This is a genomic window from Paraburkholderia sp. BL27I4N3 (genome assembly GCF_003386115.1).
GTDB lineage: Bacteria > Pseudomonadota > Gammaproteobacteria > Burkholderiales > Burkholderiaceae > Paraburkholderia.
Genome location: NZ_QREJ01000001.1, coordinates 1,735,033 through 1,747,322, shown reverse-complemented (window position 1 = coordinate 1,747,322; position 12,290 = coordinate 1,735,033). Strand labels below are relative to the sequence as shown.

7 protein-coding genes and 5 pseudogenes are annotated in these 12,290 nt (G+C 56.8%); 5 read left to right on the top strand and 7 right to left on the bottom strand.

The genetic code is table 11. The features are described from left to right. Position 1: 1 nt before the first annotated feature. From B0G71_RS08035 to B0G71_RS08025, 3 genes are all read left to right on the top strand, one after another. A complete protein-coding gene (locus tag B0G71_RS08035; RefSeq protein ID WP_116140869.1) occupies positions 2 to 919 on the top strand; it encodes an ABC transporter permease in 918 nt (305 codons plus the stop codon). Further along, complete coding sequence (locus B0G71_RS08030) at positions 916 to 2,571, top strand: ABC transporter ATP-binding protein (protein ID WP_102630900.1); 1,656 nt, start codon at positions 916 to 918, stop codon at positions 2,569 to 2,571. The genes B0G71_RS08035 and B0G71_RS08030 overlap by 4 nt, the downstream gene beginning before the upstream one ends. 196 nt (positions 2,572 to 2,767) lie before the next feature. Beyond that, on the top strand, positions 2,768 to 4,372 hold the full coding sequence (locus B0G71_RS08025; RefSeq protein WP_220377320.1) for an ABC transporter substrate-binding protein: 1,605 nt from the start codon (positions 2,768 to 2,770) through the stop codon (positions 4,370 to 4,372). A 14-nt stretch (positions 4,373 to 4,386) separates the two neighbouring features. Here the strand turns inward: B0G71_RS08025 and B0G71_RS08020 are convergent. The 4 genes and pseudogenes from B0G71_RS08020 to B0G71_RS08010 form a co-directional block, all read right to left on the bottom strand. After that, positions 4,387 to 4,839 (bottom strand): annotated as a pseudogene (locus B0G71_RS08020) (transposase); the annotation flags it as partial. Between the two features lie 88 nt (positions 4,840 to 4,927). Then, positions 4,928 to 5,392 (bottom strand): hypothetical protein, encoded by a 465-nt coding sequence (locus B0G71_RS40910; protein WP_146014278.1) that lies wholly within the window; start codon positions 5,390 to 5,392, stop codon positions 4,928 to 4,930. An 837-nt stretch (positions 5,393 to 6,229) separates the two neighbouring features. Continuing rightward, positions 6,230 to 7,315 (bottom strand): IS630 family transposase, encoded by a 1,086-nt coding sequence (locus B0G71_RS08015; protein WP_116140867.1) that lies wholly within the window; start codon positions 7,313 to 7,315, stop codon positions 6,230 to 6,232. Between the two features lie 348 nt (positions 7,316 to 7,663). Further along, positions 7,664 to 8,063: pseudogene (locus tag B0G71_RS08010) on the bottom strand (transposase); the annotation flags it as partial. 139 nt (positions 8,064 to 8,202) lie between these two features. Between B0G71_RS08010 and B0G71_RS08005 the strand changes: the two are divergent. Both B0G71_RS08005 and B0G71_RS41285 read left to right on the top strand, forming a co-directional pair. Beyond that, positions 8,203 to 8,447: pseudogene (locus B0G71_RS08005) on the top strand (IS30 family transposase); the annotation flags it as partial. Positions 8,448 to 8,670: 223 nt separating this feature from the next. After that, a complete protein-coding gene (locus B0G71_RS41285; RefSeq protein ID WP_181916739.1) occupies positions 8,671 to 10,056 on the top strand; it encodes a zinc ribbon domain-containing protein in 1,386 nt (461 codons plus the stop codon). 224 nt (positions 10,057 to 10,280) lie between these two features. On the opposite strand, the gene B0G71_RS41920 is transcribed toward B0G71_RS41285, so the two are convergent. From B0G71_RS41920 to B0G71_RS07985, 3 genes and pseudogenes are all read right to left on the bottom strand, one after another. After that, a complete protein-coding gene (locus B0G71_RS41920) occupies positions 10,281 to 10,703 on the bottom strand; it encodes a hypothetical protein (RefSeq protein ID WP_258875528.1) in 423 nt (140 codons plus the stop codon). An 87-nt stretch (positions 10,704 to 10,790) separates the two neighbouring features. Continuing rightward, a pseudogene (locus B0G71_RS42625) lies at positions 10,791 to 10,937 on the bottom strand (hypothetical protein); the annotation flags it as partial. A gap of 255 nt (positions 10,938 to 11,192) precedes the next feature. Beyond that, positions 11,193 to 12,194, bottom strand: a pseudogene (locus B0G71_RS07985) (IS30 family transposase). Between the last annotated feature and the right edge of the window lie 96 nt (positions 12,195 to 12,290).

The following is a 12,290-nucleotide window of genomic DNA, read 5'->3' as shown; positions in this document are numbered from 1 at the left end:
CATGAATACAATCCATCACGCGTCAACCCAGCCGGATTCGTCGGCTGGTCTCGATCAGAACTCTCGTACTGACCGAATTATCGCTTTGATGTGTTCGTCGCCGGCGAACGTAAAGATCGCCACGACGATACTTCTATTGGTTTTCTCGGCAGCAGCCCTTGCCCCGATAATTGCACCCTACAGCCAAACCCAAACGTTTGATGCCGTTTTAGCACCTTGGAGCAGCCAGTTCTGGTTAGGTACAGATCAGTTGGGACGAGACGTCTTTAGCCGCCTTCTTTTCGGTGGTCGAAACAGCATCCTCATCGCAGTAGCAACCACAACGCTTTCCTTTTCCGTTGGGGCGACGGCCGGTTCCCTTTCTGCGATCCGCGGTGGCTGGACAGATCAGATCATGAGTCGCGTGAACGACATCCTAATGGCAATCCCGACTTTGATCTTCGCCCTGATGCTCCTGTCCGTATTCGGTACAAACGTACTCAACCTTGTGCTGATCATTGCTTTTCTCGATGCCACCCGGGTCTATCGTCTTACTCGGGCCGTTTCAGTCAACGTTGTAGCAATGGAATTTGTCGAGGTTGCCCGTCTGCGGGGGGAAGGCTGGATTTGGGTCATGCGGCGAGAAATTCTACCCAACATCATCCCGACTCTTGTAGCAGAGTTTGGAATACGCTTTTGCTACGTTTTTCTCACCGTCGCTGCGCTCTCATTTTTAGGTGTCGGTATTCAGCCGCCAACCGCGGACTGGGGATCAATGGTCCGGGAAAATGCTTCATTGGTGGGATTCCTGGATAGCGATCCCATGCTTGCGCTAACGCCGCTCATTCCGGCGTTCGCGATAGGCATGGTGACCATCTCGATGAATTTGATAATAGATTGGACTCTTCAACTCGTTGGCGGATTGAAGGAAACGCGATGACCAATAGGAACCTGAGTGAAAGCGATGTGATTCTTCACGTGGAAGGCCTTGTGATTGACGGTTTCAGCAAAGGTCAATGGCATAGGATTATCGACGACATTGATCTTCGTGTACATCGCGGTGAAGTCGTAGGTCTGATAGGTGAATCGGGCTCAGGCAAGTCGACGCTGGGGCTGGCAGCCATGGGTTATGTGCGGCCGGGGTGCAGAATCGTGAGCGGAAAGGTCGAGTTCTTGAACAGAAACCTTGTCACCGCGTCGGAGTCGGAGCGACTGAACATCCGCGGATCACAAATCACCTATGTCGCCCAGAGCGCCGCAGCTTCCTTCAATCCATCGCAGAGACTCATACGGCAGACAGTGGAAAGTGCTGTGGTCCATGGCATCAAGACCCGTCGCAATGCGGCCCGGGATGCCAAGGATATGTTTCGCGCGTTACTGCTTCCTGAACCCGAACAGATAGGCAGGCGCTATCCACACCAGGTATCCGGCGGTCAACTGCAGCGAGTGATGACAGCGATGGCAATGTCGCCGGAACCGAATCTGATCATCTTTGATGAACCCACAACCGCTCTCGATGTGACGACGCAGATTGAGGTATTGGCCGCGATCAAGGATGTCGTTGAACGTTATCACGTGGCCGCTATTTTCGTCACGCATGACCTCGCGATAGTGTCCCAAATGGCTACACGTCTTATGGTTCTTCACAAGGGAAAATGCGTAGAGGAAGCGCCCACGAGAGAGATGATAGATGAGCCGAAACACGAGTACACACGCTCATTGTGGGCTGTACGGTCGCTGGAAAAGCCGTTCGTTGCCAATCAATCTCGAGAGGTTTTTCTCAAACTAGAAGGCGTTTCAGCGCATTACGGCAGCGTCAAGGTTCTTGATCAAATAACCATGACTATCCCCAAAGGGAGGACTGTTGCAATCGTCGGTGAAAGCGGATCGGGTAAAAGCACGATAGCTCGGGTGATTGCAGGTTTACTGATTCCAAGTAGTGGTGAGGTTGTGCTCGAAGACCGAATTCTTCCTAGTTCTTATGTGAATCGCTCCCGCGAGCAGCTCCGCCGCGTACAGATGATTTATCAAATGGCCGATACTGCACTGAATCCGCATCACACCGTGCGGGATATCCTTGCTCGTCCGCTCGCGTTCTATTCAAAAATCACCGATCCCGAGCTATCCAGACGAGTGTCAGATTTACTCAAGAAGATTGAACTCGATGATAGCTTCGCCTCGCGTCGGCCATCTGAGCTTTCTGGTGGCCAGAGGCAGCGCGTAAGCATCGCCCGTGCTCTTGCGGCTAGTCCTGAGCTCATCATCTGCGACGAAATCACCTCAGCCCTCGACCAGGTCGTGCAGGAGGGCGTACTTAAGTTGCTGATGAAACTGCAGAGGGAGTTCGGTGTGACGTATATCTTCATTACACATGATCTCGGCGTAGTAAAAGCCATCAGTGACGAAGTGGTGGTAATGCAGAATGGGCGAATAGTTGACCAGGGAAGCAAGGAGGCCATTATGGCCCCACCATATGCTCCCTACACCGAATTGCTTCTTTCATCAGTTCCGCAAACTGACCCTGGATGGCTTGACTCGACGATCAGTCAAAGGCGGCCGAAGGGTTCCACAAGACTTAAGTCTTCGGTTTAACCGTCGCGGGTCATACAGACCATAGGCGTGGTTCAACCAGAGGGAGCTGCGCAAGTTGGGAAATTTCATCGCTAATTGGAGCGAAACGGCATGAGCAATCCGCTCGGCGCTTGACCGGACGTAAGAGACGGTTGTTTTTCACTTTAGCTCGCACATTCCAAAAACCCGCAATCCATTCTACGCACAACGAGGAAATATGAATAACGAAATGGGCTATAAACTGGAGCTTCTCTTGCGAGACGTCTCCAGATCCCAAGTTTCCCGCAGACAATTTTTGCAAACATCCGGGGCGCTCGGGCTAGGTGCGACTGCCCCTTCTTTGTGGGCACAAACTGCATACGCCACGCCGAAAAAAGGAGGGACCTTCCGCGCGGGGCTAAGCGACGGCAGCACGACCGATTCGCTTGATCCGGCAACGACAGCCAGTCTGTACATGATCCAGTTGGGGTATGCATTTAGAACATACCTGACTGAGACCACTCCGTCCAACCAGGTAGGGCCGGACTCGGCTCAATCATGGGAGTCGTCGCCCGATGCCAAGGTATGGAAGTTCAAGCTCTTTCGCGGCCAGCAATTTCATAACGGCAAGACATTAACTGCGAGCGACGTCGTAGCCTCAATTAACTACCATCGACGGCCAGGTTCCACATCTGGCGCTAAGACCCTCCTGAAGGACATCGCGGACATTAGCGCTGATGGTGTTGGTGTTGTCGTTATCAAGCTGAGCGCCGGCATGGCAGACCTACCTTATCTCATGGCAGACTACCACTTCCCGATCATGCCCGGAGACGGTAATGGCGGGATTGACTGGGGATCGGGAATAGGCGCTGGACCGTACAAAATTGTCCGCTTCCAGCCCGGTATAGGCGCAGAACTAACACGTCATGACAGGTATCACAGACCTGACCAGGCGTACTTTGATGCGCTTCACCTGATGGTATTGAACGACGTCAACGCTAGGCAGACGGCGCTGCTCAACAACGAGGCCGATGCCATCGTAAGCCTTGACCTGAGAATCTTACCTCTTCTGAGTCGCAATCGGTCAGTCGCAATCGACGAGGTCGCGGGCGGTAGCTACAACGGGATGCCGATGAATTGTCTGTCATCGCCGTTCAAGGATCCGAATGTCCGACTCGCGCTGAAATATGCGTTAAATCGCGAAGAAATCATCGCGAAGATTATGAACGGTCACGCGACGGTGGGAAACGATCAACCAGTGAGCCCGATCATGCCCTACGCCGCGAAAATTCCGCAACGTCACTACGATCCCGACAAGGCTAAGTTCTATCTTCGAAAAGCAGGACTCGATTCGCTTAAGGTTCAACTTTCGACAAGTGATGCTGCAGGCGCTAGCGCCGTAGACATGGCAGTTCTGTTCGCGCAGGGCGCATCGAAGGCAGGGATCGACATCGGAGTGGTCCGGGAATCTGCTGACGGTTATTGGTCAAATGTGTGGTTAAAAAAGCCGTTCGTCGTTGTCAACGCCGGGCAAAGACCAACACCGGACGTTGTGTTCTCGCAGTTCTTTGAGGATGGCGCTGCGTGGAATGATACGCACTGGCACAATGACAGGTTTCAGTCGCTTCTTCTGACGGCGAAGTCAATGCTCGATCAGAAAAGGCGTTCTGAGATATACGCAGAGATGCAAGCCATCTGTAGCGACGACGGAGGTTATTTGATTCCGTTCTTCGCAAACAAGGTTAGCGCACGCAGAAGCAACGTGAAGCATACCAAAACAATTTCCAGCGCATGGGAGCTTGACGGCGGGCGAGCATATCAACGATGGTGGTTCGGGGATTGATGATCTCTTCCACGTTAGCAGGATGGTTGTACGGGTGAGTTTGCGCGATGAAGGAGATAAGATCGCTTTATCACGGCCACTAGCCGACTGCGTCGTTGAAATGGCACTGATCGAACTCGCCGCGATGGATCGTCGTACTTCCATTTAATCGGCCTGGGATTCTTGTTGTGCTCGCGGATATAGCGCATCAGCTTGCGCTCCAGATCCTTTACCGTGGTGAAGATGCCTCGCGCAAACACGTCGCGCTGGATGCGCGAGAATCAGTTCTCCACCTGATTTAGCCAGGAGGTATAGGTCGGCGTGTAATGCAACCGCACGTTTCGGTGTTGCCGCAGGAAATCTTGCACGCGCGGGGTCTTGTGACTGCTGACGTTGTCGCAGATCACATGGATCTCTTGTTTGGGCCGCTGGCTGGCTACAACGTCGGTGAGGAAGGCCACGAACTGCTCGCTGGTATGGCGCGGCGCCATCTCGTGCGGGCACGGGGCACGGTTGTTACGACTGCAGGGCCGACCGTCGTGTCGACTGTGACCTCAGCCGCGTTTCCGTTGTCCGTCATGCCGACGTACCTGTTTTCACGCCTGCCGCTGCATCCGCCCGCACCACCAGTTTGGCTGGGCGCTGCAGCACCAGGTTCTGGAACTGCTGTGCCTGGGCGCCTCGCTGCGGCGTACCGCCGCGACTTTCGCGCTTGCTAGCTACCACCCTGAGCGGCGCTGGTGTCAGCTGGCAAAGTGGATAGATGGCATGAACGCCGCCCTCCGCTCGGGGAAAGAAAGGGCGTGCTGAAGTCGCAGGAGCCAAGTCTGTACCGATGCGACCTTCCTCGATATGCCAAAGTGACGCGGCTAGCTCCCGTTTTTGAAGCGAGGAACGACCAGGGCTACCACGACCTACGGGCTCGACATCTCGAAGCGCGTATTTCAGATGTGCTGGATCGAAGACGAAACCGGTGAATTTGATAGCCGGCGCTTTGACGGAGCCCGGCTGTTCAATGCCGCCGTTGCTTCGGGCGTCCATGTATCGCGGATCCCGACCTGCATCTCGACATCCAGTTCAAACCGGTGGATTTCGTTGCCCAGCAGGCTGATATCGCTGTGAGCCGCGGCGCAGTATGCTGGCCGAGACCGACGCGGACAAATTGACGATGAAAGGGTCTATTCGGTTTGCCTCCTGCCCTGCTCCGTCCTCCGGTAGGTACAGGCGCGTGCAGAAGCCGGGTGAAAGCCGCCATAGGCGGCTACGCGGCATCCCGGCGTCGGGCCTAGCCGTCAGATGATCGTTGCGTACGCGCGACAAAGCGGCGTGCTTTTAGTAGGCAGCAGCAAACGAGTACATCAATGAGTGACTCCGTCGGAATTATGTTACGGCTGGATTGCGTCAAGCTCGAGCATTGCCATCAAAGACCTACAGTTGTTGATCCATACACCGACGAGTGTTACTGCCGACAATAGCGGACCCCGAAACAGCCGGCAGTCGCTGGCGTCGTATCAGCGACATTCGTCCCGACTCCGGAAGCCGACCCGATATCTGGTAGACGGCCCACTTGCAAGGGATGAACGTCAGACGCGGCACGCCGTCCTTGAGTCCAGCAGACTGCACGCCGGTCCCGGCACCGCTGTGCTTGCCAGGGGCTACCCGGGACGGCGGCGGGTTCCTTTCTCACCCGGCTTGTCGCGGCAAGCTGGGGCCGAGATCGGAATTGCTCTGGGCGGTCCATTGCCATGTAGCGCTGGCCAACAAGAACGCGCGCGTTCTCCAGGTCCTGTTGAGTACCAACGCCTCGTATAAACCGGCGGCAACATGAACACCATACACGTCTAACTCTGGCATCACCCAACGCAGGTTTGCGTAGCTCTAGTGTCCCGAGTTAGAAATTCGTAGACAAAATCGCTTGACGCTGGCGAGGATATCGTCGGCCGATTTGGTCCAGTTGAAAGGTCTCGGATCAGTGTTGTTGATCTGGATGTATTGACGAATCGCCTGTTCGAGTTGCCGGGTGGAGCGGTGAGTGCCGCGGCGGATGTATGTCTCGCTGAGCGTGGCAAACCATCGTTCGACCTGGTTAATCCACGAAGCAGAGGTAGGGGTGAAATGCGCATGGAAACGCGGATGGCGAGCCAGCCAGGTATTGATCGAGGAGGTCTTGTGCGTGCCGTAGTTATCCATCACCAGATGGACATCCAATTGGGGTGGCACGTTCGCTTCGATGGTGCGCAGGAACTGCAGGAATTCACTGCTGCGATGACGCCGATGCAGTTCGCCAATGACTTCGCCCGTGGAGATGTCCAGCGCCGCGAACAGTGTGGTCGTGCCGTGACGCATATAGTCGTGCGTGCGTCGCTCAGGGATGCCCGGGGCCAGCGGCAGCACAGGCTGAGTGCGGTCCAATGCCTGGATCTGGCTCTTCTCGTCCACGCACAACACCATGGCCTTGAGCGGCGGGTCCAGATACAGCCCGACGATATCGCGCACCTTGTCGACGAAAAATGGATCAGTGGAGAGTTTGAAGGTCTCCTGCCGATGCGGCTGCAATCCGAAGGCGCGCCAGATCCGCGACACGGCTGTCTGCGACATTCCCGTCTCGCGGGCCATTGTTCGCGTGCTCCAGTGAGTCGCGCCCGTGGGCACGGATTCGAGCGTGCGTGCGACGACCGCCTCCACCTGCGCATCCTCGATCGTCCTCGGTGCGCCCGGGCGCGGTGCATCGAGCAACCCGTCCACGCGGTGATTGATGAATCGCGAACGCCACTTCGAAACCGTATGCGAGGTGACACGTTGTCTTGTCGCGACCGTGTTGTTATCGAAGCCCTCGGCGCAAGCCAGCACAATACGCGCTCTCAGGGCAAGTGCCTGTGCCGTCTTGCGCCGCATCGTCAACGCTATGAGCTGTTCACGTTCCGACCCACTCAGAACCAGTGGCGCCTTCGGTCTTCCTCTCATCGTCGCCTCGCTTATTTGCGAACCCTGCAACCCAGGTTAGTACATAACGCAAATAAGGCAATGAATTTCTAACTCAGGACACTAGTACGTGATGACGAAATTGGTAGAACCAGCATCCTGAAACCTGTTTCCGGTGCCGGCTGTGTAATCCAAGCCGTTGATTTGTTCAGGACAAGGGTACGCGGATCTCATCAAGGCTGCGGGCGTGCTTCGACAATTGCCCACGAGCAAGCCGGATACATGCATGCAGACCATTTCCCATCAACACAAAGAGCTTGCAAAACGCGTCGGGTCCATATATGCACTGAATTCTGACCCACCGGGAGTGCGGCAGAAATCTTGGACAGTTTATGCCGCAAAGCAGAGGCTCTCTCGGTATTCGATCGGGCTGAGTGAGCCAAGCGAAATCCTGATCCGCTTTTCGTTATACCTGTGGATGTAGGAATCAACTACCTCAATGAATTGGTCAATGGTTGCAGCCTGCCACTCCCAGGAATAGAACAGCTCCGTCTTTAGCCGCCCGAAGAAGCCTTCGCAGGTCGCATTGTCGGGCGAGCATTCTTTGCGCGACATCGAGCGAACCAGCTTCGCATCGCGTATGCGCGAGAGCCACCCGGCCAGCGATATGGGCAGCGCGATCGGAGTGGACGACGGGCCGGTTGTTGCTATTGGCCACCTTCTCGATGGCTGCATCCATCATGGTGTTCGCAAGCTGTGCTTCCGGACGCGTGTCTATTGACCAGCTGATACCCTCGGTGGTGACGGCCAGACCCGACTGCATCAAGATCCCGCAAACCGTATGCATCGGGCTCTGCCTTTTCCTGTCGGGACGACTCGGGACTTTACGTGTCGAACCAATCAACTTGGGCCTCGCGCGCAATGAGTAGACACGTGGTAGGTGCCTCGAGTATCGTGCATCGGTCGCGCAGCGGAAGGCGGAACGGCTCGCCAAACGACCAAAGCGAGCGAAGCTGGCGATTAATGGGACGGCTGCACCAATACGTACAGGAGCGTCTGGAGGGCAAATTACATGACGCTGAAGGGTCGTGAAATTGCCGGGGCCAGGCAGGCACCGTTCAAGGGGCGAAATAAACCGCATCGCGGTGACCGAAAGTGTGTCAACGGATGGGCTGCGCATCCCGCGCTGTAGTCTGGCATTCAGCACGTGCAACTCGGGCTCGCTCATGGTGCCCTTCCAGATATGGGGCTGACCGCTTCTTCTTGGCTTCAGTCAGACCATCCTAGCCTCCGCCGAATCAGCGCCGCCGGTAGCTCGTCGTCTCCGGCGGCTACGCCGCCTCCGACTCCTCACTACCGGCCAAGATGATCGCCGCTATACCGACCGGACAAGTTCATTGTCGCCGTCCATCGTGAAAGACCGTTATCCTGTCTACCTCGACTGGGAACGTTTCGAACAGGTCCAGGCCATGCTGCGCGATAACCATGCGGAATATCAGCGAAACAAGACGCGCGGGGTACCCCGCGACGGTGCAGCGGTGCTCCAGGGCATCGTCTGGTGCGGGCAATGCGGTCACAAGATGGCGGTGCAGTACAAGAATGCCAATAGCTACGCCTGTAACTATCTGCTGCGCAGTCAGGGGGCCCAGCTATGCCAGCACCTGCCCGCTGACCTGATCGATGCGCGGGTCGTTGAGGCCTTCCTCGCGGCAATTGGACCGGCGGAGCTGGAGGCCTGGGCGCGTGCAAAACATGCAAGACAGCAGACCCGTGACGCCACCAATCGGGCAGAGGCGCAGCAGGTCGAACGGCGACGCTATCAGGCGCTCCTGGCCGAGCGCCAATACAATCGCGTCGATCCGGATAACCGTTTGATTGCTGCCGAGTTTGAACGGCGGTGGGAAACGGCGCTACGCGAATTGCGCCAGGCGGAGAATGCGCTCGCCCATCGTCAGGCGCAGGCATGCAAACCGGAGGCGCTGAGCGCTGAAGAGCAAAGCGACTTTCTTGCGCTCGGCGCCCGGCTACCGGAAATCTGGCAGCGGCCGCAAGTCAATCGCGAGAGCAAGAAGGCTCTGCCGCGTTCCCTTATTGATAAAATGATTCTGCAGCGGGTCACGCGCGACCGCATCACGATCCGTGTTGTCTGGCGCGGTGGCGAAATATCCCAACTGGAGGTTGAACCCAGGGTGCACGCCGGACTGGCGCTCTCCCGGGGCGCCGAGATGGAGGCGCGGGTGCTTGAACTTGCCCGGCACGGTATCGACGACGTCACGATCGCCGGGATCCTGACCCAGGAGGGGCATCACTCGGCCCGATGCAGCCATGTCCCAGCACGGACCGTACAGCTCATCCGGCAGCGACATCGTGTGCTGCACGACGCCAGATCAATCCGTGAGCGCCATATCGCCGGATGGCTGACCATTGCCAGGGTGGCGCAATGTCTGCAGGTCTCGACCTCTTGGGTCAAGCGCCGCATCCACACCGGCGTCATCAATGTGCAGCGTGACCCGCAAAGCCGTCAACACCGGATACCGCGGAAAGCATCGCTGCACTCCAGGAACTCAAATCGGGCGTGCGAGACCATCTCGTCATCGCCCCGCGAGCAAACAGATGAGGGCATCAACATGACCTATCGTAGACGTCGTCTTCGTCCAAAATCAAAGTTCGTGTCAGCGCGGCGAGTTCAAGCAAGCGATGCCAATCCGCATTGTTTCGCTCCAGCCGGGACACCTCCAACCGAGTACGATGCCGGCGTGGCCGATCGCAACCTCGGCCATTAAATGCGGGAACCGGTCACACTGCTGCGCGCTGGCTCCTGACAGACAGAGGTCGCTGTCGATGACATGAATGCGCTCGATCGGCCAGCCAAGGCGACAGCACGGTCGCGCAGCGTGTACTGGCGCCTAATGCTCTCGGTGTTCTCGAAGACTTGCCGCAGCGAAGATTGCCGCACGTGTAGAAAGGCGTCGCGCCGCAGGTGGTCAGCCGTAATTTCTGGTACCGGTCAGTAGACATGGACGAGCCCCGAATGAGTGCGCAGCACGAGATTGGTCAACAGGCGCACCAACGCGCCGTTCGGCTGCAGTAAATGCGCGACGGGTTCGTGTCCAGTAGAAAGGGTTCCTAGTCGTCGCTGTTTCAATGAGCATGGGAAGCCCGTGCTGCACGCCTTGGTAACGCAACGCCGCAGCGCCCTCTGGACGAGGCTGCCGTCGATCACGGCCGTGCGTAACGCCTCGTACGCAGCGACCGGTGCCTGCGCTATGGCATCGCGAGCGGCAGCAAGTTCCACGGTTTTTTTTCGCGCTATTGCGCGTTCGATGCTGCGTGGATGAACCGAGATACCGAGCTCGGTTTCGAGCCGGTCGGCTAACGCCCGAGCGTGAATCGGTCCGCCGTCTTCAATGCGCTGGTCGATGAAGGCCATGACGTCTGTGCTGAGCTTGTGCGCGCTTTTCGGGCTACGCTGCTTCGGTGTGAGGCCAAGCAACCCATCTCGCGCGAACGCGGCTTCCGCCTGATAGAAGGTCGGGCGAGATACGCCGAAAAATGTCGCCGCTTCGGCCTTCGATGTGCCGCGGACGCTGACGTGACGCAGCGTCTCGTGCTTGAGCTGGATCAGGTCACGTTGGCGCCGAAAAAATCTCCCGACTGAAACCAAGAAGCGTGCACGCGTTCGGGATGCGGGTTCAGCACGCCGAGGCGCTTAAGGCGTTCGATCTACAGACCGAGCTTCTTCAAGGCGGCGCCCTTGCTGCGTACGGTGTGATTTGAAATATGCTGCAAAATTTATATTCCTAAAACAATTAGCTTATCTAATCGATGCATAAATTGGCATGATTTGCCGAAAATACCGGTGCATCGTGCCAGTCATCGAAGAATAAAGCGGCGTAATGTGATTTACGCCGCGACAGGTTCAACCGATGGTTGCAACACCCAGGCTGGCGTTTAGTTTATCTGCAGGCGTCATGAAACCCGACGTCTTTCTGGGTCGCTGTTCAACTGCAAGGTGATCTTCTTCAGATCGCCTTGCGAGTAGCCGGCCAAACCGGTGCCTTTGGGGAAGTACTGCCGGAGCACTCCGTTGGTATTCTCCTTCGTGCCACGCTGCCACGGGCTTTGGGGACTGCAGAAGTAGATCTGCATGTCGGCGGCGACTGTGAATTGCTTGTGCTGTGCGAGTTCCATGCCCCGGTCCCATGTGACCGATCGGCGGAGTTCCGCACGCAGCTTGCGAACCTGTTTGCTCAGCCCGGATACGATACTTTCCGTGTCCTTGCCCTTTACCTTCACGAGGATGGTGAAGTGCGAATGACGCTCTACCAGGGTGGCAATGCGTGTATTGTTCGAGTCGCTCAGCAAGTCGCCTTCTCAGTGCCCCGGAACAGCCCGGTCTTCGACTTCGGCAGGCCGTTCGCGGATTGATACCGCATCAATGATCTGCCCGCGCGGTTGTCCCTTTGTTGACGCTTTCTTCGAACGTCGCATCATCCGGCGCATGCGCAGATCTTCATCAGTTCCGCTTTCAGCACTCCACGGGCCTGAATGAACAGACTGCGGTAAATCGTTTCGTGTAAGACCTGCATGGTTTCATCATCGGGGTACTGCTGCTTCAGCCAGCCGGCGATCTGCTGTGGCGCCAATCTCAGTTGCACCGTTCTGGCGACTAGCCGACTCAGTTTAGCGTTCACGGCAAGACGGCAGGGTTTCGGTAGCCTGCCCTGTGCCGCACGTTTGCGTCAGCCAGCGCTGCCCCGTATTTGTTCAGCCCGCCATGGCGGGCTACTTCACGGCTGATCGTCGACGGTGACCGGCCCAGGCTCGCTGCGATCTGACGGATTGAATCGCCTGCATGGATGCCGAGCGAGCGGCCGATGTCGCTTAACGACTCACCATCTTTCCATCTCTGCCACAACAACGTCTATGCAGGTGATAGCACGCATCTTCATTTTTGATTCACTTACTTTTCCTCTTGGCCCGACATTAGACCAGAAGGTGTTGCAACAACCGGTTG

Bases quoted from the DNA above. Each gene is read 5' to 3' on its own strand.
- B0G71_RS08035 (WP_116140869.1), top strand. From the start codon at position 2: ATGAATACAATCCATCACGCGTCAACCCAGCCGGATTCGTCGGCTGGT.
- B0G71_RS08025 (WP_220377320.1), top strand. From the start codon at position 2,768: ATGAATAACGAAATGGGCTATAAACTGGAGCTTCTCTTGCGAGACGTC.
- B0G71_RS41920 (WP_258875528.1), bottom strand. From the start codon at position 10,703: ATGGCCTTCATCGACCAGCGCATTGAAGACGGCGGACCGATTCACGCT.
- B0G71_RS08030 (WP_102630900.1), top strand. From the start codon at position 916: ATGACCAATAGGAACCTGAGTGAAAGCGATGTGATTCTTCACGTGGAA.
- B0G71_RS40910 (WP_146014278.1), bottom strand. From the start codon at position 5,392: ATGGACGCCCGAAGCAACGGCGGCATTGAACAGCCGGGCTCCGTCAAA.
- B0G71_RS08015 (WP_116140867.1), bottom strand. From the start codon at position 7,315: ATGAGAGGAAGACCGAAGGCGCCACTGGTTCTGAGTGGGTCGGAACGT.